The sequence below is a fragment of the Nostoc sp. PA-18-2419 genome (genome assembly GCF_005869855.1).
Lineage (GTDB): Bacteria > Cyanobacteriota > Cyanobacteriia > Cyanobacteriales > Nostocaceae > Nostoc.
In genome coordinates, this window is the sequence record NZ_SZNH01000047.1 from 13332 (window position 1) to 39787 (window position 26456).

Consider the following 26456-nt stretch of genomic DNA (forward strand, 5'->3'; position numbering starts at 1 on the left):
AAATTATTTAGTTAGATAGTCTAAAATCACACATTCTTTAGATATTGATAATTATTAGCTATTAATACAGGATTGCCAAACGCCACAATCCCTTGTAATGTGAAGAAAGTCTAAATGAAAATAACTAGCAATATCAAAGCTTGCATGGCTGACTTACTAATTTTCTCCTGTCTTCCCTAGAGCAACATTGAGGTTTGTTGTTTAAGTTTTTCCAATTGAATTAAATACAGTAGATTTCAAAGTTAAGTGCGCAAGCTGAGTCTGGTAGCCAGCAATAAAGCGTGTTTTACTTGTAAATTCTAAATTCTGACTCCTGAATTATGCTGTAATTCTGTAGAAATATCACTTTGAGTAATCAAAAGGTATATGTATTTAAGGTTTGGTATATTTTAAGTCGGTCTTTAAACTAACATTCCCACAACAACCGACTCAAACCCTTGTTTAGGCAAAAGTGAGTATAACGTTAATATCAGTATTTACCTGCATCCGATCGCCTGAGGCATAATAATGACTCAAATTATCAATAAATTTTCCCAAATTCCGCCTCAGTGTACAACTATTGTTGATATTGTGGGCGATCGCAGTCTGAAGATGCCGCACACACAAGCATTCACTTTCCTCGAAGATGGAGAGACAATAGAATTAACGCTGACTTACCATGAATTGGATCGGCGCAGTCGGGCTGTAGGCGCTCAATTGCAAGCTCTGGGTTTGAGTGGGGAACGTGCGATATTACTGTATCCTCCTGGACTTGATTACTTAATAGCGTTTTTTGGTTGTCTATATGCCGGAGTTGTGGCGGTTCCAGCTTATCCGCCTCGCAATCAACGTAATACGCCCAGAATACAAGCGATTACTATAGATGCACAGGCAAGTGTTGCTCTGACTACAACAGCAATGCTCCCCACATTACAATCAATACTCATACCACAAACAAAACAGGGAAATTTTCGCTGGCTGACAACTGACAACATAGCACAGGGTCTAGAAGATTCTTGGAAACAACCTGCAATCAATGCCGATACCTTAGCCTTTCTGCAATATACATCCGGTTCTACAGGCACACCAAAGGGAGTGATGCTCACTCATGGTAACTTGGTGCACAACGCCGCAGTAACTTACCAAATGATGGAACATTCACCCGACAGCAAGTTTGTTTCCTGGCTACCTGTTTACCACGATATGGGATTGATTGGTGGGATTTTGCAACCTTTGTATGGAGGGTTTGGTTGCATCTTAATGTCGCCAGCAGCTTTTTTACAACGACCTTACCGCTGGTTACAAGCGATTTCCCGCTACAAAGGCACCACGAGTGGCGGTCCTGATTTTGCTTATCAACAGTGTATTCAAAGGATTACTACTCAGCAAAGAGAAACTCTCGACTTAAGTAGTTGGAGTGTTGCGTTTAATGGTGCTGAACCAGTCCGACAAGAGACTCTTGAGCAATTTGCAACCACTTTTGCCGAGTGTGGCTTTCGTCCAGAGGCGTTCTACCCTTGTTATGGTATGGCGGAAGCAACTTTGATAGTTTCTGGTGGGAGCAAAACAGCTTTAGCTCAAGTCAAAACCGTAGAAAAATCTGCGCTTTCACACAATCAGATAGTCGAAGCAACTACCCATCAAGATATCCAAAGCTTTGTCAGTTGCGGTGAAGCAATTCCTCAACAAGAGATTGTGATTGTCAATCCCGAATTAACTCGCTGTTCATCAGATGAAGTTGGTGAAATTTGGGTATCTGGCCCTTGTGTTGGTCAAGGTTATTGGAATCGGACAGAAGAAACAGAGCAAACATTCCACGCATATCTCAAAGATACAGGAGAGGGGCCATTTTTACGGACTGGTGACTTAGGCTTTTTGCATAATCGTGAGCTTTTCATTACAGGTAGAGCAAAAGATTTAATTATTATTCGTGGGAGAAATATTTATCCCCAAGATGTAGAATTAAGTGCCCAACGCAGTCATCTATCCTTACGTTCCGGTGCTAATGCAGCATTTACAGTAGAAGTTAATAACGAAGAAAGACTAGTACTTGTACAAGAATTAGAGTTTCGTGCCAAACCGAATTTAGCAGAAGTAGCTCGTGCAATTCGGCAAGCTATTACTGAAGAACATGAAGTACAAGTTTATGCAGTGGTTTTAATCAAACCAGGTACAATACCTAAAACTTCTAGTGGTAAGATTCAACGTCGTGCAACTCGTACTCAGTTTCAAAATGGCGAACTGAATATAGTTGAAAGTGACATTCTTAAGATTAGCGATATTGCCAGAAAACAAACTCAATTACAACGTTCTGAACTATTGGCACTTTCTCCAAGGGAGTGTCAACCAGTTTTAGAATCATATCTGATTGAACTTTTGGCGGCAGTACTTTCTATCGCAGCGGATGATATTAATACTCAAGAACCATTAAGCACTCTCGGACTAGACTCTTTAAAAGTATTTGAGTTGAAAAACCGGATTGAAATTGATTTAGAAGTAGAGGTATCTGTAGCAGACTTCTTTGAAGGAATGAGTATGCTTGGGCTTGTCACTAAGCTCCTGGCTCAAATAACAACAGCTGTACTACCATCATTATCTCTCACCCAAATAGAAAAAAATACATCTGTTCATCCTCTATCTTTTGCTCAGCAGGGATTGTGGTTTATCAATCAACTAAATCCGGATACTCCTACATATAATATTCCTATAGTTATTAACTTCAAAGGTTGGATTAATTTAGTAGCCTTGCAAGATAGTCTCAATGAGATTGTGAGACGACACGAAGTCTTACGCACAAGCTTTACAGTGGTGAATGGACAACCCGTCCAAGTTATCAATCAAGCTGTACCCTTAACTTTGCAGTTTGAAGATTTGCGTTCACGAAGTGACTTTGTAGGAGTTTCGCTGAACACAAACGAATGCACCCAAGAAGCCCAACGTTTAACTAGAGAATTCGCACAGCAGCCATTTGACTTATCTGCTCAATCGCTTTTGCGTACTAAAATTTTACAATTAAATGAAAAAAGTTATCAATTGGTTGTAACTCTGCATCATATAATTGCAGATGGTTGGTCTATTAGCATTCTGATCAAAGAACTAGCTGCATTATATGATGCATTCTCCACAGGTAAACTTTCACCACTTCCGGAACTACCCATTCAGTATCGAGATTTTGTCAACTGGCAACGAAAATGGCTGGATTCGGAACGCATCCATCGCTTATTGACTTATTGGAAACAAAAGTTGCAGGGTGAGTTACCTGTACTGAATTTACCAACTGACCGACCGCGCTCGCCTTTTTCTACATTCAAGGGCGCTCAAGCAAAATTAGTTCTTTGCCAAACTCTGACCAAAGAACTAAAGAATTTGAGTCGTCAGCAGGGAGTAACTCTATTTATGACCTTGCTGACAGCCTTTAAAACCTTGCTCTATCGCTATACAGGTCAGACTGATATTTTAGTCGGTTCGCCAATTGCCAATCGTAACAAAGCAGAAATTGACTCATTAATTGGATTTTTTGTCAATGTTTTAGTCCTACGTACAGACCTATCTGGCGACCTGAGTTTTCAGGAGTTGTTAGCACGAGTCAAGTCAACAGCTTTACAAGCTTATGTTCATCAAGACTTACCTTTTGAGAAGTTAGTAGAAGAACTACAGCCAAATCGAGATTTGAGTTACAATCCATTATTTCAAGTAATGTTTGTTCTCCAAAATGTACCAATATCAAATCCCAAACTGTCAGATGTCTATGTTACTTATCAAGAGGGTTACAACGGGACATCTAAGTTTGATTTGACATTGTTTATGGAGAATTCCGAGCAAGGATTGATTGCAACTTGCGAGTACAACAGAGATTTATTTAGTCCAGATACTATTGCTCGGATGCTGGGACATTTCCAAACTTTATTATCAAGCATAGTTAGCAATCCCCAACAATCTATTTCTGAATTGCAACTATTAACGTCACCTGAAATACAGCAATTATTATTTGAATGGAATAATACTAAGACAGATTACCCACAAAATAAATGTATTCATCAACTGTTTGAAGCACAGGTTGACAAAACGCCATCTGACATTGCTATTATTTTTGAAAACCAAAAATTAACCTACCAGGAACTAAACAACCAAGCGAATCAACTAGCACGCTACTTACAAGAACTAGGAGTGAAACCAGAAGTAATTGTCGGTGTCTGCATCAAGCGCAGCCCAGAAATACTGATTGCATTGTTAGCTATTCTCAAAGCTGGTGGGGCTTACGTACCATTAGATATAGCCTATCCCCAGGAACGCTTGGCTTTCATGCTAGAAGATAGTCAAGCGAAAGTACTATTGACTCAAAGCGATCTAGTTGAATTGTTTGCTAAATCGAATGTATCTATTGTTTGTATTGATAATTCACAATTAATTAGCCAACAAAGTAGAGAAAATCTATTTAGTGATGTAAAATCCAACAGCTTAGCTTATGTCATCTATACTTCTGGTTCTACCGGTGTACCGAAAGGTGTTGCTATTGAGCATCAAAATTGTGTTGCTTTATTAACATGGTCAAGGGAAGTATTTACCAATGATGACCTTGCTGGAGTTTTAGCATCAACTTCCATTTGCTTTGATTTATCAGTATTTGAACTGTTTGTTCCCATCAGTTGGGGTGGTAAAGTGATTCTCGTAGAGAATGCTTTGCATTTACCCTTATTGGCTGCTGATGTTCGCTTAGTTAATACAGTCCCAAGCATTATTGGAGAACTACTGCGAATAGATGGTCTACCCTCTTGTGTTAAAACAGTTAATCTTGCTGGCGAACCATTACAAAATCAACTTGTACAGCAGATTTATCAAAATCATCATATTCAAAAGGTTTTCAATCTTTACGGCCCCTCTGAAGATACGACTTATTCCACATTTACTCAAGTAAATATAGATAAAAAGGTAACTATTGGTCGTCCGATCGCCAATACACAAATTTATCTACTTGATACTAAGTTGCAGCCAGTACCAATTGGTATCCCAGGAGAAATTTATATTGGTGGTGCTGGTTTGGCTAGAGGTTATTTAAATCGACTGGAGTTAACAAAGGAAAGGTTTATATCTAACCCATTTAGTCATAAACTAGAATCACCGCTATATAAAACTGGAGATTTAGCTCGTTATTTGCCTGATGGAGATTTAGAGTATTTAGGGCGAATTGATCGCCAAGTCAAGATTAGAGGATTTCGGATTGAGTTAGGTGAAATTGAGAATGTATTGCTCGAACATCCAGCAGTACAGGAAATTGTTGTTTTGGCACGAGAAGATAAACCAGGCGTGCAACAATTAGTAGCTTATATTGTTCTTTTACCAGACCAAACACCTACAATTAGCGAACTGCGAAGTTATGTAAAAGAACTGTTACCTGATTACATGGTTCCTGGTATTTTTATCTTCTTAGATGCTTTACCGCTTTTACCGAACGGAAAAGTAGATCGTCGTGCTTTACCTGTACCTGAAAGTTTGCGCCCAACATTAACGACTACTTATCAAGCACCTCAGTCGGAAATGGAACAACAGATAGCAAAATGTTGGCAAGAGGTACTGGATCTAGATAAAGTAGGTGTTCATGATAATTTCTTTGACCTTGGTGGACATTCACTATTGATGCTTCAGGTTAATTACAAACTACGGGCAATTTTGCAGCGAGATATATCAGTAGTGACGATGTTTCAAAACCCGACTATTTACTCTTTAGCCGAATATTTTAGTCAAAAACAAGAACTTTCTTTTGCAGTCACACGCGAACGCGCAAATAAGCAAATTGAGGCTATTAATCGCCAAAAGCAATTATTGAGCAAACAAGGTAAAAAGAATTATGGTTAGCGCTACAAATCATTTACTAGAAGGTATTGCTGTTATTGGAATGGCTGGGCGCTTTCCTGATGCTAAGAATATTTTTACTTTTTGGCAGAATTTATCTAATGGAGTTGAGTCAATTTCGGCGTTTACAGATGAAGAATTAATTGCCTTTGGAGTTTCACCAGAACTACTCAACGATCCCAATTATTTAAAAGTTGGAGCCATATTAGAAAATATCGATTTATTCGACGCTACATTCTTTGGTTTTAATCCCAAAGAAGCAGAAATTACCGACCCGCAGCATCGTTTGTTTTTAGAATGTGCATGGTCAGCACTAGAAAATGCTGGTTATGCTTCCCAAAGCTGTGAAAGTAGAATTGGTGTTTATGCTGGCGCTAGTTTAAATAATTATCAATCATTTAATTTCAACCGCGACCAAATTGGCTCAGCGAACACTTTCCAAAAAATGATTGGTAATGATAAAGATTTCCTTGCTACTCGCGTTTCCTATAAATTAAATCTTACCGGCCCAAGTCTGACGATACAAACAGCTTGTTCTACCTCCTTGGTGGCAACTTCTTTAGCTTGTCAAAGCTTATTAAATTATCAATGCGATATGGCTTTGGCTGGTGGAGTATCTGTTCGCATTCCTCAAAAAACAGGGTATTTGCATCAAGAAGGGGGAATTTTATCACCTGACGGTCACTGTCGCGCCTTTGATGCCAAAGCAAAAGGAACGATTATTGGTAATGGCGCTGGAGTAGTAATTTTAAAGCGGTTAGCTGAGGCGATCGCCGATGGTGACAATATATATGCTGTAATTAAAGGTAGTGCTATTAATAACGATGGTTCTGGTAAAGTAGGTTACACAGCACCTAGTGTGAACGGACAAGCTCAAGTGATTGCAGAGGCACTTGCTTTAGCAGATGTGGAACCTGAAACAATTAACTATATAGAAACTCACGGTTCGGGAACTGTTTTAGGCGATCCGATTGAAATTTCTGCTTTAACCAACGTTTTTCGTGAAAGTACTGATAAAAAAGGATTTTGTGCAATCGGTTCAGTGAAAACGAATATCGGTCATTTGGACGCAGCAGCAGGAGTTACAAGTTTAATCAAAACCGTTTTGGCTCTCAAACATCAACAAATACCCCCCAGCTTAAATTTTGAAGAACCGAATCCGGAAATTGATTTTGCTAATAGTCCTTTTTACGTCAACACCAAGCTAAGGGAATGGCAAACTACTGATACTCCTCGCCGTGCAGGTGTGAGTTCTCTGGGTATAGGTGGGACTAATGCTCACGTCATTTTAGAAGAAGCTCCAACCTTGCCAGAATCTAGTCCTTCTCGTCCTTGGCAGTTATTGGTACTTTCAGCGAAAACAGACTCGGCATTAAAAAGCGCTACTGTCAATCTGGCAGAATATCTCAAACAGCATCCGGATTTAAACCTTGCAGATATTGCTTATACATTACAGTGTGGACGACAAGTTTTTGAGCATCGCCAGACAGTTGTCTGTCAAGATATTGTAAATGCGATCGCTGCACTTGCAGATCCAAAGCGCTTACTTACCAATGTTCAACAAACTGAAGAACGCTCCCTAGCCTTCATGTTTCCAGGGCTTGGTACTCAATATGTCAATATGGCTGTTGAACTTTACCAAGTTGAACCGACATTTCGCCAACAAATCGACTACTGTTGTGAATTTCTTAAACCGCTTCTAGGTCAAGATTTGCGAGATGTCCTCTATCCCAGTAGAAACAGTGAGAATCACACTCAGCAAAAAAGCACTCTGGGCACTGGGTTAGATTTGCGAAAAATGTTAGGTCGTGGTGTCGAACAAGCAGATATAACCACTGAAAAACTCAATCAAACCGCTCTAACTCAGCCAGCTATTTTTGTAATTGAGTACGCCTTGGCGCAGTTGTGGATGTCATGGGGAATTCGTCCTACGGCAATGATTGGCTACAGCATCGGTGAATACGTTGCAGCTACATTGGCAGGAGTATTCTCTGTTGAAGATGCTCTAACTCTTGTTGCGAAAAGAGCGCAAATGATTCAGGAATTACCAAGTGGCGCAATGTTGGCTGTCCCCCTTTCAGAGGAAGAAGTGCGTCCTTTGTTGAATGAGAATCTTTGTTTGTCAGCAATCAACGGTTCGCAACAGTGTGTAATTGCTGGCGTCATAGAGGCTGTGGATGAATTAGAAAGCAAGTTGACTCAAAGAGGATTAGCGTGTCGGCGTTTGCAAACTTCCCATGCTTTTCATTCAAACATGATGGATGCGATCGCCCAACCATTCACTGACTTAGTAAAAACTATCAGCCTCCAGCCACCCCAAATTCCCTATTTATCTAATGTCACGGGAAACTGGATTACAGCAGCTGAAGCTACTGATCCCACATATTGGACAAAGCATCTATGTGAACCTGTGCGTTTTGCAGATGGAATTCAACAATTGGGGGAAAAACAAAATCCAATTCTCTTGGAGGTGGGAGCCGGACAAACGCTCAGTAGTTTAGCTTTACAGTGTTTGGATAACGGCTTTTCTACAAGTCGAGTCGTACTCTCCTCGCTGAGGCATTCCTACGAGCGACAGCCAGATTTGGCTTTCTTGCTTAAGACATTAGGTCAGTTGTGGCTCTCAGGAGTAGAGATTAATTGGTCGGGCTTTTATGCTGCCGAGCGCCGTCATCGCCTTCCCTTACCGACTTATCCCTTTGAGCGTCAACGTTACTGGATTGAACCACAAACATCACCTCCACCCAGACAGTTTCACCCCAGAGCGACAGCATCAGAGCTTTGCAAGTCTTTGGTAGCAGCTGCTCAGATGCAAGCGATTCAAGGGAGTTTGGGATTTGACGACCAAACTTATCGAGCAAACAAACAATGCTTAGATAGTTTATGTACTGCTTACATGAGCTTTGCTCTGAAGCGTTTAGGTGCATTTAGCGATTCAGCCAAAAAGTATTCTCTTGAGGAATTATTTGAGCAATCTTCTATTATTCCTAAATATCGTGAATTGTTGTCTAGGTGGTTGGAAGTACTTGTAGAGCAAGGTCAGTTACAGCAAGAGCAGGGACTATTTACCAACTTTTTACCATCGTCAACAGAGGATATCAATACTCTTGTTGAACAAGTCAGAGTTAGATGGGCAGATACACCTCAAAACATCAACTTGATCCAAATCTTTGGTGAAAATCTGGTAGCTGTGCTGACTGGTGAAAAAGAACCATTGGAGTTACACGTTGCGACATTAGTCAATCAAGGAGAAATTTCTCGACAAAATTTGCCCTCTGAAGTTTACTTAAGAGGCATTATGCGGGCAATGCTGCAAAAGCTGACAACAATTTTACCAACAGACGCGAACCTGAGAATTTTAGAAATCGGCGGTGGAACTGGGATTGCCACAGTGGAATTACTACCTGTGCTATCATCCCCACATACAAACTATACTTTTACCGATGTCGGTGGTTTTTTTGTCAAAGAAGCCAAAAATAAGTTTAGTGCCTATCCTTTTGTGGAATATGGCTTACTAGACATCGAGCGATCGCCACAACAGCAGGGTTACAAAAGTCATAGCTTTGACGTAGTGGTAGCTGTAAATGTATTGCACATAGCCCGCAACATCGAACAAACCCTAGAGCATGTTCGCTCTTTATTAGCTCCTGGAGGCTTCTTACTGCTGTGGGAAATCACTCAACCTAGACCAGAGTCGGACATGATTGATGCTCTAATCATGAATCCCATAGAAGATGAAAAAGGCAGCCGCAACATGGCTAATCCATTTTTATCAAAGGAGCAGTGGCAAGAAGCCCTAAAATCCTGTGGTTTTGTTGAGGTGGCAGCTTTCTCTGAATTTGAAGCCTTTGGCGAACATGTATTTATTGCTCAGGTTGCTGACTCAACAGGATTATCAGCACCAGCAGCATTTACAGCTTTAGCCAATGGCAAGGTTGACAAGCTGCCTCAAGTCTTGTCAGATAAAAAGCCGGACATTGCTGACTGGTTCTATATCCCATCCTGGAAACGCTCAATGCCGCCCCAGCCTTTTAAATTGACTCAGCCAAGATGCTGGTTGGTATTTGTCGATGAGTGTGGCTTGGGTGCCCAACTAGTGAAGCGACTCCAACTTGAGAACCAAAATGTTATTTCCGTCAACAAGGGAGAGCAATTTAGTAACCAGAGCAAATCTTCTCCAGATGTAGGTGGTCAACAATACACAATCAATCCTCAACAACAGGATGACTATCACACCCTACTCAAAGAACTTTGCGCCCTAGATTTGACCCCAAAAACAATTGTATATTTATGGAGTGTGACACCGCCCGATCGCCCAGAATTAGGACTTGAATCCGGAGACTCCCAAGACTTAGACTTTTACAGTTTGCTATTTCTAACGCAGGCAATTGGAGAACAAAATCTCACAGATTTCCTAGAAATTGCAATTGTGTCAAATAATATGCAGGAATTAACCGGTCAAGAGGCGCTGTCTCCAGAAAAAGCACTAGTTCTTGGGCCTTGTAAAATTATTCCGATGGAGTACCCAAATATCAACTGTCGTAGTATTGATGTCGTTCTTCCTGTAGAAAGTTGGCAACAAGATAAACTCGTAGACCAACTAGTGAACGAACTACATACTCAACCATCTGAGCAAATTATCGCCTACCGGGGCAATCATCGTTGGGTACAAACCTTTGAGCCAATTCGACTGGATGAAACTGTTGAAGAACAAACATGCTTGAGAAAAGGAGGAGTCTATTTAATTACCGGTGGATTAGGAGGCGTTGGTCTAGTGTTAGCAGAGTTTCTAGCACAGACTGTCAAAGCAAAACTGATCCTGACTGGGCGATCACCTTTTCTTGATCGCCACGAATGGTCACAATGGCTATCCACTCACGATGAATCCGACAGCATCAGCTGTAAAATCCGAAAATTACAAGCGATTGAGGCTTTGGGTGCAGAGGTATTGTTAGTCAGCGCCGATGTTGTCAACCTCGAACAAATGTCGGCTGCGATCGCTCAGGCAAATAATCGATTTGGTCAGATTCATGGGGTGATTCATGCCGCAGTAGTTCCAGGGGGAGGCCTGATTCAACTCAAAACAAAAGCAGCAGCAGCAAGTACTCTTGCACCGAAAGTCAGGGGAACACAAATCCTTGATATTCTCTTTAAGAATGCCAAACTGGATTTGTTTGTACTCTGTTCATCAAATAGTACCTTTCAACCTGTAACAGGGATGGTAGACTACATTGCTGAAAATGCCTTTCTTGATGCGTTTGCTCACTACAGTGTTTCTAAATATGGCAACTTTACTAGAGCCATTGACTGGGATAGATGGAGCAATTTAGGAACCGCAGTAGCCGTAGAAGCTCAGTATAAAGCTCTAACAGAGAAAGAGATTGCGCCAGGAATGACACCAGAAGAAGGTATTGAGGCATTTAAACGAATTCTCTTCACTAGCACAGTGCCTCAGATAGTTGTATCAACGCAAGATTTACAGACTGAGGTTGAGCAGAAATTTTCCTTGGAAGTCTTAGAGAAAACTAACATATCCAAATCAGCATACCAAAGACCCCAATTGAGAAATGCTTATGTTGCTCCTACCAGTGAAAGCGAGTCCAAGATTGCTGATATCTATCAAGAGTTATTAGGAATTGAGCAAGTAGGCATTCATGACAACTTCTTTGAGTTAGGAGGAGACTCCTTAATCGGAACCGTATTAATTTCTCAGCTTCGTAAAAACTTTCAGATAGAACTATCTGTTCGTTCCCTTTTTGAAGCACCCTCTGTATCTGAATTGGCTTTGGTTATTGAAGAAACCATCATCGAGGAGTTAGAAAAATTATCTGAAGTTTAAGCAAATTTTGAAAAAGTTAAACTAGATGGAGTTTGAGAGTGCTAAAGTTATTCTTTATCAAGAATTAAAATTATTAAAAGTGGGACATCTAGTCACAATCACGGTTTTAACTATTTTAAATATTCAATTATAGAACTAAATTGATAATTTATTTATGTAAATATAAAACTTTTATTTCAAAGTAAATTTAGCAAGTTAAATAAATTGAATTCTCTTTTGATACAAAGAAAAATGATATTCATTTTATCAGGAAGATTTTGATAACTATCAATCAATTTTAAAGCATTATACAGAGGTGAATAAAATGCTAGTTTTAGGGTTTTCTGGAGGAATAGAACTTATTTCTGATGAGCGACATGGAAATTTAGGAAATATGTTTCATGACGCAGCGTGTGTTTTGATCGAAGATGGAAAAGTTGTCTGTGCAATTGAGGAAGAACGGCTTAATCGAATAAAGCATACAAATAAGTTTCCTGTTGAATCAGTGCGTTTTTGCTTAAACAGTCATGGCGTAGAATTACAGGACGTAGACTTGATTGCATTTTACAGTTCAATAGAATACGCTCAGACATGGCTGAAACTAATGTTTTTGAATAATCCCCAGTTAACAACAATCGATCCAAGAATATTTTTTCAAAATCTTTTCCGTAAAGGATTAGGTTGCGAAGTAAATCGAGATAAGTTCTGTTTTGTTCCCCATCACTATGCACATGCAATGAGCGCTTTTGCCTTGTCTGGTTATGAAAGCAGCTTGATTACCACATTTGATGGGGCTGGAGAGAACAGTTCTGGTATGATTTTTGAGGGTAAGGGAACAATACTTCACCAAATAACTGATATTCCTGTCTACCTATCTCTTGGTCATTTATATTGTGAAATAATATCCTTTTTAGGATATGGCGAATTTGATGAATATAAAGTAATGGGACTAGCTCCTTACGGTAACTCAGAAAAATATAAAGACTTATTCCAAACATTCTATACATTACTTCCTGATGGAGATTATGAAATTCATGGAGATAAAATAATCTCACTTTTTGATTTAGGGATACCACGCCGCAAAGGAGAGCCTTTCACACAAACTCATAAGGATATTGCTGCATCACTTCAAGAAGCCTTAGAGAATATAGTTTTTCATGTGATTAAATACCAACAAGAAAAAACTAACTATAAAAATCTTTGTTTAGCAGGAGGAGTAGCTCATAATTGTACTCTTAATGGTAAAATATTACGGTCTGGAATATTTGAAAATGTATTTGTTCAGCCTGCGGCTCATGATGCCGGCTGCGCTTTAGGATCTGCTTTGTATGCCTATTATCAGGCCAATCCAAAGGCTAAGAAGCCTGATAAACTTGAGCATGTTTACTGGGGAACAGATATCGGGAGTTCTTCTTCTGTTTTAAACCAATTGATGCAATGGCAAGATTTTATTACCTTCGAGAAATTGGACAATGTTCCTGAACAGACAGCAAAGTTATTAGCAAGTGGTTATGTTGTGGGATGGGTTCAAGGTCGTTCTGAATTTGGACCAAGAGCTTTGGGAAACAGAAGTATTATTGGAGATCCCCGCCCAGAAGAAAATAAAACTCGTATTAACAAAATGATTAAGAAGCGGGAAGGTTACAGACCTTTCGCTCCGTCTGTTTTAGAAGAAGATGTGGATAAATTCTTTGAAGTTCCACACAATCAAAAAAAACTCCCATTCATGATATTTGTAGTTAATGTCAAAGAAGATAAACGTCAACTTTTAGGGGCAGTGACTCACATTGATGGAACAGCTAGAATCCAAACTGTATCACAAAAAACAAACAAAAAATATTGGGATTTAATTAACTCATTTAAACAGTTGACAGGCGTTCCAATTTTGCTTAATACATCATTCAATAACAATGTTGAACCAATTGTAGATTCCCTTGAAGATGCTATAGTTTGTTTTTTAACTACAGGATTAGACTATACTGTTGTAGAAGATTACCTGATCGGAAGAAGGGATGTGTCATGGTGGAATTATATGTCCCTGAGGTTTTTTCTTCCCTTTCATATTTCCTTACATCAGGTCAATAAGTTTGCTCCAAAAGAAAATTTTGCCAAGTCATTCTATATTAAAAATAGCTATGAGCTTGAATTTCAGCGAGAGATATCAGCTGAAGTCTTTGAAGTTTTGAAGTTAGCAAACAGTAATAAAACAATAGAGAATCTTCTGAATAAACATTTTAATACAGAAGAAGGAAAAGCTAAAGATATCATTCATGAACTGATTGAATTATGGTCGCAGCGCTTAATTATACTAAGACCATAAGTTAATACAATTCATAATTACTTACTATTTTATGAAGTAAATATTGCTGGATTTAAGTACAATAAAATTAAAATGAAGGTCAATTAAAATCATGGATATTCAAACAGTAGGTGTTGTTGGTGCGGGGGTTATGGGAATAGGAGTTGCACAAAACCTCGCTCAAACAAATCATCAAGTTTTTCTAATAGATATTTCCGAAAATATCTTAGATAAGGCTAGACATGAAATCAGGAATAATATCCGCTTTCAGAGTTTTTTCCAAAAAAGCAATAATACAGAAACTCCAGATAATATACTCAGTAAAATAGAGTTTTCAACAAACTATAAAAGTTTAGATTGTACAGATTTTATTATAGAAAATGTCACTGAAAAATGGAATATTAAGAGAGAGGTTTATCCTTTACTAGATTCTATTTGTCCGCCAGATTGCGTATTCGCTGCTAACACATCAGCTATTCCGATTACCCGCATTGCTTCAGTCACCAAACGTGCTGATAAAATTGTTGGGATACACTTTATGAATCCTGTACCCATGAAACCGATGGTGGAGATGATTCGCGGGTATCATACCTCTGACGTAACAATTGAGACAGCGAAACAAATGTTAGCTCAGATGGGTAAAGAATCCATAATTGTTAATGATTCACCAGGTTTTGTTTCTAACCGAGTGTTAATGTTAACTATTAACGAAGCTATTTTTATATTGCAAGACCAAGTTGCTACAGCAGAAGATGTGGACAAAATATTTAAAGGTTGTTTCGGTCACAAAATGGGGCCTTTAGAAACAGCAGATTTAATTGGTCTAGACACGATTTTATTTTCTATTGAAGTTTTGTATGAAAACTTTAATGATAGTAAGTACAGACCATGCCCTCTGCTCAAAAAAATGGTAGATGCCGGGTTACATGGTAAAAAAAGTGGTAAAGGTTTTTACGTATATCAATAAATAGGGAATATCAAGAATAATGAACGAGATTCAATCTAAAATAAAAACTTTTCTGTCAAAATTTTTTGGCAATCATGATTTACAACCGAACGAAGACATCTTTGCTCTAGGTTTTGTCAATTCTATGTTTGCTATGCAACTTGTTTTATTTGTAGAGCAAGAGTTTCAAATTGCTATTGAAAACGAGGATTTAGAATTTGAAAATTTCCGTACAATCAACTCTATCGCTAATTTAGTCGAACGTAAAACTGCTATTCTCGTGCAGTAATTAAATAAAAATTGCCATTTTATGCCACACAAATAGTATATGGAACTCTCTGCTCAACAAAAAAATGCTAAAGCTGAATTTAGAGCTTTTGTTAATCAAGAAATATGTCTTAATGCTGGAGAATGGGATAAGAAAGAATTTACTCCGCCAGAACTAATTAATAAAATAGCTCAACGTGGTTTTCTTGGTGCTATATTACCCCAAGAATATGGTGGTCAAAAAATGGACATGATTACCTATGGCATTCTCAATGAGGAAATTGGACGCGGATGTTCTTCCATTAGAAGTTTGCTGACAGTTCACAACATGGTTGCTCATGCTTTGTGTAAATGGGGTAATAAATCTCAAAAACAGTATTGGCTTCCCAAATTTGCATCTGGAGAAGTCATTGCTGCTTTTGCATTAAGCGAACCAAATGTTGGTAGCGATGCCAAAAATGTAGAAACAACAGCAACACTTACTAGTGATGCTTATGTCTTAAATGGGCAAAAGAAATGGATTACCTATGGGCAAATAGCAGATGTATTTTTAGTCTTTGCTAAATGTGAGGGAAAAGCGACTGCTTTTTTAGTTGAAAAAAATAGTCCTGGATTTTCAGTTAAACCAATGTCTGGGATTTTAGGTGTTAAAGCTTCAATGTCAGCAGAATTGCAGTTTAATAACTGTCAAATTCCTCAAGAAAATTTAGTAGGTAAATTAGGTTTTGGATTTTCATATATTGCCGCTACTGCACTTGATTATGGTAGATATAGTGTGGCATCAGGTTGTGTAGGTATTGCTCAAGCTTGTTTGGAAGCTTGTATCAAGTATACAAGTGAACGAAAACAGTTTGGTGTTTACCTCAAAGAACATCAATTAATCCGCCAAATGATTACTCAGATGATAACTAACGTCAAAGCAGCAAGATTGTTATGTTATCAAGCTGGTTATCTCAAAGAAATTAATGACCCTAACTCAATTATGGAGACTTCTATTGCTAAGTACTTTGCATCCACAGTAGCTACCAAAATAGCAAATGATGCCGTGCAAATTCATGGTGGCAATGGTTGTAGCAGTGAGTACCCAGTTGAAAGGTATTTACGCGACTCGAAAGTTATGGAAATCATCGAAGGTAGTACTCAAATTCAAGAGATTACTATTGCAGAGTCAGGTTATCAAAATTATCTTTTTTCAAACGATTCTATTATCTTGGAAAAAAACTTATTGGTTGATAATATTCTCATATAACAAAATCAAGCAGATTGACATTTAATAAATAAAAATAATTAAAAAGGTGTTTTTTTATGTTGTTTGAAAATTCTAACTCTATTTTAAAAATTAAAAATCCTAGTCAAAAAGAATTTATAGAAGCTTGGAGGCAATATCAGCCTTTTTTAATTGATGGGATAGTTGAATCTTGGAACGCATGCAAAGATTGGTCTAATGATTATCTATTAAAAAAATGTGAAAATAATATTATTCCTGTAGAATTTTCTCCTAAATCATATTTGGAAAATTATGAGTATGTATTAGAGAAAAGCTACAAACAAGAAGAGATGAAGTTAAAGGACTATATAGATATAATTAGTAGAAATAAAAAAGAAATTAATTTTGAATATTATATGGCTCAGCTAAATTTTGAAAAATATTTTCCTCAACTAACTGGCGATATAAATTATCCAAAGTACTTTAGTATAAAACCATTAATTAATTTTTGGTTTGGTTCCTCCGGTAGAACTACCACCCTTCACTTTGATCTGGTACATAATATTTTTGCTCAAATTCGAGGTAGAAAAAGAATACTTATGTTTCCTCCTTTTAATTATTTATCATTATATCCCCCCCTTGGAGAAAGTGGGACTCATGCACATTTTAGTAAGGTAAATCCTATTAACCTCGATTTGGAATTATTTCCTAAATTTCCCTGGAAAGACAAAATAGAAGTTATACTTCAAGCTGAAGAAATGCTATATATCCCACCTGGTTGGTGGCATCATGTTACAGCATTAGATGAGAACATATCATTGTCATTTTGGTATGATATTAAAATAAAAGATTTTTTTCTGCAAAAAAGATTATTATCTACTAGTTTAAATATATTACCTCATTATATATTTCATTCAACTTCTTCTATAACCATATTTAAGTCGTTTATTGAATCTATCTGGTAATCACTAGTAATTTTAAAAAATCTCTATTAACTATACAAATAAACGAAAATACTTAGAAAGTATTGTATCAAATAAATTATAAGTTAGTTGCGTAAATTTATCACTACTCAAACCTTTGTTACTACTGAGATAAAAATAAATTAGCAGAGATGGTTTAAGACATGATTAGTATAAGAGAGCAAGAATTAAATAGTAAACAAGATAAAAAAGTTATTAAATGTGTTGTTTGGGATTTAGATAATACTTTATGGTATGGAGTTTTACTGGAAGATAAAAAAGTTGCTTTGCGAGAAAATCTACTAAATATTATTCATACTTTAGATAGTCGTGGTATCCTACAATCTATATCTAGTAAGAACGAACATGCTACAGCACTAGCAAAACTAGAAGAATTTAGGTTAAAAGAGTATTTTTTATACCCACAAATAAATTGGAACTCTAAGGCGGCTTCTATTAAAGAAATCGCTAAGTTACTAAATATTGGGATGGATGCGATCGCCTTTATTGATGATCAATTATTCGAACTAGAAGAAGTAAAATTTTCATTGCCAGAAATTCTCTGCATAAATGTAGATGAAATAGAAAATATCTTAAATATGCCTGTGATGAATCCCCGTTTTATTACGGAAGATTCACAAATTAGAAGATTGATGTATATCAGTGATATAGAGCGTCAAAATGCCGAGAAAGAATTTGTTGGTGCAGCAGACGAATTCTTAGCTACTCTCAAGATGAAATTTACAATATCCTCTGCAAAAGAAGAAGATTTACAACGTGCAGAAGAATTAACATTGCGGACTAACCAATTGAATACAACTGGCTATACTTACTCCTATGACGAACTCAATCATTTTCGCTCTTCAGAAAATCATAAACTACTAATTGCAAATCTAGAAGATAAGTATGGTACTTACGGAAAAATAGGTTTAGCTCTGCTCGAATGTGAAACAGAAATATGGACAATAAAGCTTTTRCTGATGTCTTGTCGGGTTATGTCCAGGGGAGTCGGGATAATTATGTTAAATCATATTATGAGTTTGGCTAAAAGCAATAATGTCCGTCTTGTAGCAGAGTTTATCTCAAATGACCGTAACAGAATGATGTATATATCTTATAAATTTGCCGGGTTTAAGGAAATTGACAATAATGGCAGTTCAGTAATTTTTGAAAACGATTTAAGTCGAATTCAACTTATACCTTCGTATGTAGATTTTCAAGTAATTGATTAATTTATTAATAATAAAATATTTATTGAATAATATTTATGAATAACAAAGCAGATGAAATTGTTAAACGACGTTCTCAACTCTCACCTGCCAAACAAGCACTTTTAGAAAAGCGCTTACGAGGTGAGGAGCGTCCTAATAGTCAAAAAATAGTTATTTCTCCTCGTGCCCAGCAAAGCCCTGCTCCTCTATCTTTAACTCAACAGGGACTATGGTTTTTTCAACAGTTAGAATCCCAAAGTTCTGTCTACAACGAATTCGCGTGTATACAATTAAAAGGCATTCTCAATTTAGCAGCTTTAGAGAAAAGTCTGAATGAGATTATTAGACGCCATGAATCTTTGCGTACCTGCTTTGAAATATTGAATGAGCAACCAGTTCAAGTTATTCATCCCACTTGGACTATAGAGTTACCAGTGGTGAACTTGAGCAACTTACCGCAAGCATTGCAAAATGCTAAAGTTGAGCAACTAACTGGTGAAATTGCTCAAAAGGCTTTTGACTTAGCATCTAGTCCCTTGCTGCGAGCGATGTTGTTGCAAATAGGCGAGCAGGAACATTTACTTTTATTAGTTATCCACCACATAATCTGTGATGGCTGGTCAATACAAATACTTAACCAAGAATTAGCAGTACTATACGAAAGTTTCTGTGCTGAAAAATCTTCTCCGCTTTCAGAACTACCCATTCAATACGCGGACTATTCTATCTGGCAGCGTGATTGGTTGCAAGGTGAGCGAGAAACAACTCAACTTTGTTATTGGAAGCAGCAATTAGCAGATGCTCCAACCACTTTGGCTCTGCCTACAGACCGTCAGCGCCCGCCAGTACAAAGTTTCCAAGGAGCAACCAGCCCTTTTGAGCTATCACCACGCTTGACTAGTATGCTTAAGTCTTTAAGCAACCAGCAAGGGGTTACTTTGTTTATGACCCTATTAGCAGCATTTCAAGCGCAATTATATCGCTATACAAACCAAGAAGATATTTGCCTCGGCTCTCCAATAGCTAACCGCAACCATACCAATATTGAAGGATTAATCGGTTTTTTTGTCAACACCCTTGTACTGCGTACTGACCTTTCCAGAAACCCAAGTTTTCTAGAATTACTCGGTCGAGTGCGCGAAGTATGCGTGGGTGCTTATGCTCATACTGATATACCTTTCGAGCGAGTTGTGGCAGAACTGCATCCTGAGCGGAATCTCAGTCATACCCCCTTATTTCAAGTCATGTTTGCTTTGCAGGAAGATACCAAAAAAGATTTGGTATTGCCTGGTTTGACTCTCAAATGGCTTGACAACCACAGTCAAACAGCTAAGTTTGATTTAACGCTGTTTGTGATGGACGCCAAGTCAGAACTTTGGGGGTTTTGGGAGTACAATACTGACCTGTTTGATGCTGCCACTATTGAGCGGATGAACGGGCATTTGATTAATTTGTTGGAAGCGATTGTTACCGACCCTCACAAGCGCTTATCAGATTTGCCACTGTTGACAAATGCAGAGCAGCAAACTCTGTTAGGTAAGTGGAATGATACCACTACCAATTACTCTGAGGAAAAATGCATCCATGAATTGTTTGAAGTCCAAGTAGAAAAAACGCCGGACGCCGTAGCGGTGGTTTTTGAGGAAGAACAACTTACCTATCGGGAACTGAACGTTAGAGCCAATCAATTAGCACATTATTTGCAAGCTTTAGGCGTCAAACCAGAGGTGCTGGTGGGACTTTGCACGCAGCGCTCAATTGAGATGATAATTGGGCTATTAGCCATCCTCAAAGCTGGCGGAGCCTACGTACCGATTGACCCAACCTATCCGCAGCAGCGATTAGCATTAGTACTAAATGATGCTCAAATAGAAGTATTACTCACACAACAACATCTGCTAGCAAAGCTACCAGCACATACAGCAAAAGTCGTTTGCTTAGATGAGATTCATTGGCAAGGCGTATCCTCGGCAATCCTACAAAATCCAGTAAATCAAACAACTCAGGCAAATCTAGCCTATGTGATTTATACATCAGGTTCTACTGGCACACCCAAAGCTGTGACAATCCAGCATCAGTCTTTGGTAAACTTTGTCCAAGCTGCAATCACAGAGTACGAACTCCAACCAGAAGACCGCATCTTACAATTTGCCTCTATTAGTTTTGATGCTGCTTGTGAAGAAATTTTTCCTTGTTTACTGCACGGTGCGACTTTGGTATTGCGAACTGATGAAATGTTGGTTTCGATTAAAGCTTTCAATCAAAAATGCCAACAGCATTGCATATCGGTTTTAGATCTACCTACTGCCTTTTGGCATCAACTAACCTCAGAACTTGCAACCTTAGCATCAAAGTTACCAGAATCACTGCGCCTAGTAATTATTGGTGGTGAAAAAGCGTTGCCTGACAAGGTTAACACTTGGCGACAGCAAGTACCAGGCATACGTTTGATTAATAGCTATGGGCCAACAGAAACTACAGTGGTGGCTACAGTTTGCGATTTAGCGACTGTAGAAGCACAAGTACCCATTGGCAAAGCGATCGCCAATGTGCAAACCTATGTGTTAGATTCTGATTTACAACCAGTTCCCATCGGCATTTGGGGCGAATTGTACGTTGGAGGAATTGGGGTAGCCAGAGGCTATCTGCATCAACCAGAACTAACAGCTCAGAAGTTTATCCCAAATCCTTTTAGCGAGCGGCTAGGTTCTCGTCTTTACAAAACAGGCGATCGGGTACGCTACCGCAATGATGGTCAAATTGAATTCACTAGTCGTGTTGACAACCAAGTAAAAATTAGGGGTTTCCGTATTGAGCTAGGGGAAATAGAAGCACTGCTTGACGAACATCCTTATGTTCGGGAAGCTACAGTAATTCCTCACAAAGATGTATCAGAATCTCAGCAGTTAGTAGCCTATGTAGTTGCCAATACATCTGATGTTGTCAAAGGGCAGACATCAGCAGTTGATTTGAACACTCAACAAGCCTCCCAGTGGCAAGCAGTTTTTGATAGTCTCTACAACGAGTTAGACTTAGAACAACAGTCAGGTTTTTATATTAAAGGCTGGGAAAGTAGCTATACAGGCTTGCATCTCCCTGATGAACAAGTACGTGAGTGGATGGAGCAAACAGTTGAGCGGATTTCAGCTTTACAACCAACCCAGATTCTAGAAATTGGTTGTGGTGGAAGCGGTTTGATGCTTTTACACTTTGCTCCTGATTGCACGCAATACTGTGCAACTGACATTTCACAAAATGCTCTCAACATTCTCCAGCAACAATTAAGCAACTTAGGGCAAGATCTGTCAGCAGTGAGTTTCATCCAGAAAGGAGCAGATGACTTCACTGGTATGAGTACAGATAGTTTCGATGCTGTATTCATCGTCTCAGTAGCCCAATATTTTCCTAGTATTGATTATTTATTAAAAGTATTGGAAGGTGCTGTAAATGTAGTCCAACCTGGAGGCTTTATATTTTTAGGAGATGTTCGCAATTTCAGCTTACTAGAAGCTTTTCACACCTCTGTTCAATTACATAAAGCACCAGCCTCTTTGTCTGTCGCAAATTTACAGCAACGCGTGCAAAAGCAAATATTTGCAGAGAAACAGTTAGTTATCGACCCAGCTTTTTTCATCGCCTTAAAACAGCATTTACCCAAGATTAGTCATGTAGAAATTCATCTCGAACGCGGCCACTTTCATAATGAATTGACTAAATTCCGTTACGATGTGATTATCCATGTAGAGCATGATAATCCTCTAGTAGATATTTCATGGTTAGATTGGCAGCAAGCAAAGTTGACGCTTGGATCTGTTCGTGAATTACTCATAGAGACTCAGCCGGATATTTTAGGAATTGTTAATGTGCCTAATGCTCGTGTCTTGGCAGATGTCAAAGCTGTAGAATTACTCAAAAACTCCCAAGACTTGACAAATGTTAGTCAGCTACACCAAGCTCTCCAAGCAATAGCAACAACTGGCATAGACCCCGAAGAATTATGGGCTTTGAGTGAAGAACTACCTTACACTGTTGATATTAGTTGGTCAGATGAAAGTGTTAATGGTGAATACAAAGTAGTATTCAAAAGCCGCACCATAGCCTTACAGATGAAGCCGATAGTGGTAGCTCCTCCTTGCACTGGAAAAACTACTAGCTATCAGGCTTGGAGTGATTATGCTAATACTCCACTACAGCAGATGTCTAATACTCAAGTTGTGTCTCTATTACGGCAGCATTTAGAGGAGAAGTTACCAAACTACATGCTGCCAGCAGCTTTTGTATTGCTAGAAGCGCTACCACTTACTCCTAATGGTAAAATTGACCGTAAGGCTTTGCCGGAGCCTGACCGAATCCGCCCAGAATTAGAAGAAACCTATATTGCACCTCAGACGAGTGTTGAAAAACAATTGGCTCTGATTTGGGCGCAAGTACTTGGCTTAGAAAAAGTAGGTATTAATGATAAATTCTTTGAATTAGGTGGAGATTCTATCCTCAGTCTTCAAGTCATATCTAAAGCAAATCTTGCAGGACTACACCTGACACCCAAACAATTATTCCAGCACCAAACCATTGCCCAACTAGCAACAGTTGTTAGCAGCAATATCTCAATTTCAGCCGAACAAGGTTCGGTAACTGGCTCATTCCCCTTAACACCCATCCAGCGCTGGTTTTTTGAGGAAAATTTTTCCAACCCCGATTACTACAATCAGGCTGTTTTACTAGAGGTACAACAAGCACTCAATCCAGTAATTCTAGAGCAAGTAGTAAATTATTTGCTACAACACCACGACCTGCTGCGATCGCAATTTATCCAAGAATCATCGAGATGGCAGGCAAGGATTGAAGAATTTCAGCAGGTAGCGCCAGTTACAGTCATCGATTTATCTACATTACCTCCAGAAAGCCAAAGTGCTGCGATTACCGCGACTTGCAGCGAGCTCCAAGCCAGTCTTAACTTATCCGGACAATTGCTACAAGTTGCTTCATTAAACCTTGGTGTAAATCAGCACAGCCGCCTTTTTATTGTTATTCATCACTTGGTTGTAGATGGTGTCTCTTGGCGAATTTTATTGGAAGACTTGCAGACAGCTTACACACAGCTAAGTCAAGGTGAAACCATCAAATTACCGCCAAAAACCACTTCTTTCAAACAATGGGCTGAGCAACTGCAACAATATGCTCAATCAGCACCAGCAGAAGCGGAAATCGATTATTGGTTGCAACCGCGTCAGCCCTGTTCCTCCTTACCTGTAGATTATCCAGGTGGGAATAATACAATCAGTTCTACTGCAAGCGTTACAGTCACCTTGAGTGCAACAGAAACCCAAGCCCTGTTACAAGATGTACCAGCTGCTTATCGGACTCAAATCAATGATGTGTTACTCCTAGCACTGGTACAAACATTTGCCAAGTGGACTGGACAAACCACCCTGTTGTTAGACCTAGAGGGACATGGCAGGGAAGAAATATTAACAAATGCAGACATCTCGCGCACAATTGGTTGGTTTACCAGTATATTTCCTATTGTTTTGAGTATAGAAAAGACTAACGACCCTGGAGAAGCCTTAAAGATGGTAAAAGAGCAACTGCGGCAGATACCAAATCGGGGTATCGGCTATGGAGTACTGTACTATCTGAATGAAAATCCTGGAATAACTGGGGTATTGCGTTCTTTACCAAAACCAGAAGTGAGTTTTAATTACCTGGGTCAGCTAGACCAAGTATTAAACACCTCTTCAATGTTTAAATTTGCTAGTGAATCTGATGGTAGCAACCAAAGCGATCGCCATTATCGCTCACACTTGCTGGAAATTGACAGCAGTATTATTTCAGGTCAGTTGAAATTGCAGTGGCGTTATAGTCATAACCTGCACAAACAATCTACAGTGGAAACTCTCGCACAGGAGTTTATCGAGGCCTTGCGCTCGATAATTGCCCATTGTCAATCACCCGAAGCAGCTGGTTTTACGCCTTCTGACTTTCCTTTGACGCAGTTAAACCAAGCAGAACTCGATTTAGCTTTGCAACAAATTTCATTTTAAGGGAGAGAAACAAGATGAGCTTAAAAAATATTGAAGATGCTTATCCTTTATCTCCCATGCAACAGGGGATGCTATTCCACAGTATTTATGCCCCTAACTCTGGTATTTACGTCGAACAGATGTGGTTTGAGTTGCATGGAGCATTAAACGTTACTGCTTTTAGCCAAGCTTGGCAACAAGTAATAAAGCGTCATCCGGTGTTAAGAAGCGCTTGTGTGTGGGAAAACTTAGAAAAACCTCTTCAGGTAGTCTGTCGAGAGGTCAAATTCCCCTGGCAAGAGTTAGACTGGCGCGAAATACCTCCAACTGAGCAACAACAACACTTAGAAACCTTCTTGCAAGCAGACCGTCAACATGGTTTCTTGCTCTCTCAAGCCCCACTGATGCGCTTCACACTAATTCGCTTGGCAGAGCAAGTTTATCATTTCTGTTGGAGCCATCATCATCTGTTACTTGACGGCTGGTCAGGCCCTAACGTCTATGAAGAAGTTATTGCTTACTACAAAGCTTTTTGCCAAGGCGAAAATCTTTACTTAGCTATACCCCGTCCGTATCGGGATTACATTGCTTGGTTGCAACAACAGGATGTTTCTCAAGCCGAAGCTTTTTGGCGAAAGACACTTTCAGGTTTAACATCTCCCACTCAACTGGGGACTAGTTCAATTGGATACCAAAGTGAGCAAGAACAGGATTACAAGGAACAAGAATTGAAATTGTCTCCTGCCACAACTGCTGCTCTTAATTCCTTTGTCAAACAGCATCAACTCACCCTTAATACCTTGGTGCAGGCGGCTTGGACAATGCTACTGAGCCGTTACAGTGGTGAAGAAGATATAGTTTTTGGAGCTACGGTTTCTGGTCGTCCTCCTGCCTTAGTGAATGCAGAATCTATGGTTGGGCTATTTATCAATACTTTGCCAGTCAGGGTACAAGTAAATCCCAAGCAAGAATTGCTCCCTTTGCTGCAACAACTTTTAGCTCAACAAGTAGAAGCGCGTCAATACGAGTACGCGCCGTTAGTGGATATCCAAAAATGGAGCGAGATTCCTGCTAATCTATCTTTATTTGACACTATTGTGGTATTTGAAAATTACCCTCTAGATGAAAGATTGGCACAGCCGGATTTAAACGTCAAAATTAAAAATATACAAGTATTTGAAAAAACTAATTATCCGATAACTCTAAGTATTATTCCCAGCAGAGAATTATTATTTAAGATAGCCTATCAACAGAGCGATCGCTTTGGTGTTTTCAGCATCAACCAGATGTTAGGACACCTGCAAACACTGCTGGAAGGCATGGTTGTTAACCCCTACCAGCGCTTAGAACAATTATCGCTGTTAACCTCAGCAGAACAGCAGTTATTAGAAAACTGGAATAACACGCAAACTGAATATTCCCAAGAAAAAACCATCCACGAGTTGTTTGAGGCACAAGTGGAAAGAACGCCGGACGCCGTAGCGGTGGTTTTTGAAGATGAGCAGTTAACTTATGGCGAACTCAACGCCAGAGCCAACCAACTAGCACATTATCTACGTACTTTAGGTGTAAAATCAGAAGTATTGGTGGGAATATGTGTAGAGCGATCGCTTTGGATGGTGATTGGACTATTAGCCATCCTCAAAGCAGGCGGCGCATACGTACCACTAGACCCTACCTATCCTCAACAGCGTCTAAGCTTCATCCGAGAAGATGCTCAAATATCAGTATTACTAACACAGCAGCACCTCAAACAGAATTTGCCCCAACATCAGGGTTTTGTAGTTTGTCTAGATAGTGAGTGGCAAACAATAGCAAAGCTTAGCCAACAAAACCCAATCAGTGAGTGTACAACTGAGAACTTGGCTTATATCATTTATACATCCGGCTCAACAGG

General features: G+C 39.1%; 10 protein-coding genes. All 10 read left to right on the forward strand.

Annotated elements, in window-relative coordinates:
- Nucleotides 1-507: 507 nt before the first annotated feature.
- Nucleotides 508-5832 (forward strand): non-ribosomal peptide synthetase, encoded by a 5325-nt coding sequence (locus tag FCR06_RS28645; protein ID WP_138505854.1) that lies wholly within the window; start codon nucleotides 508-510, stop codon nucleotides 5830-5832.
- Entirely contained in the window at nucleotides 5825-11668 is a 5844-nt protein-coding gene (locus tag FCR06_RS28650; protein ID WP_138505856.1) for a type I polyketide synthase, read from the forward strand. Before FCR06_RS28645 ends, FCR06_RS28650 begins: the two co-directional genes overlap by 8 nt.
- A 304-nt stretch (nucleotides 11669-11972) precedes the next feature.
- Nucleotides 11973-13967: a carbamoyltransferase gene (locus FCR06_RS28655; protein WP_138505872.1), complete on the forward strand. Its 1995-nt coding sequence runs from the start codon at nucleotides 11973-11975 to the stop codon at nucleotides 13965-13967.
- A gap of 91 nt (nucleotides 13968-14058) precedes the next feature.
- Nucleotides 14059-14913 (forward strand): 3-hydroxyacyl-CoA dehydrogenase family protein, encoded by an 855-nt coding sequence (locus FCR06_RS28660; RefSeq protein WP_138505858.1) that lies wholly within the window; start codon nucleotides 14059-14061, stop codon nucleotides 14911-14913.
- A 19-nt stretch (nucleotides 14914-14932) separates the two neighbouring features.
- A complete protein-coding gene (locus FCR06_RS28665; protein ID WP_138505860.1) occupies nucleotides 14933-15181 on the forward strand; it encodes an acyl carrier protein in 249 nt (82 codons plus the stop codon).
- Between the two features lie 39 nt (nucleotides 15182-15220).
- Nucleotides 15221-16408 (forward strand): acyl-CoA dehydrogenase family protein, encoded by a 1188-nt coding sequence (locus tag FCR06_RS28670; RefSeq protein WP_138505862.1) that lies wholly within the window; start codon nucleotides 15221-15223, stop codon nucleotides 16406-16408.
- Nucleotides 16409-16464: 56 nt separating this feature from the next.
- Complete coding sequence (locus tag FCR06_RS28675; RefSeq protein ID WP_138505864.1) at nucleotides 16465-17331, forward strand: cupin-like domain-containing protein; 867 nt, start codon at nucleotides 16465-16467, stop codon at nucleotides 17329-17331.
- Between the two features lie 161 nt (nucleotides 17332-17492).
- Complete coding sequence (locus FCR06_RS28680) at nucleotides 17493-18560, forward strand: HAD-IIIC family phosphatase (protein WP_138505866.1); 1068 nt, start codon at nucleotides 17493-17495, stop codon at nucleotides 18558-18560.
- Between the two features lie 35 nt (nucleotides 18561-18595).
- On the forward strand, nucleotides 18596-24580 hold the full coding sequence (locus FCR06_RS28685; protein ID WP_138505868.1) for a non-ribosomal peptide synthetase: 5985 nt from the start codon (nucleotides 18596-18598) through the stop codon (nucleotides 24578-24580).
- Nucleotides 24581-24594: 14 nt separating this feature from the next.
- Nucleotides 24595-26456: condensation domain-containing protein (locus FCR06_RS28690; RefSeq protein WP_138505870.1), on the forward strand; the 1862-nt coding region annotated here is incomplete at its 3' end.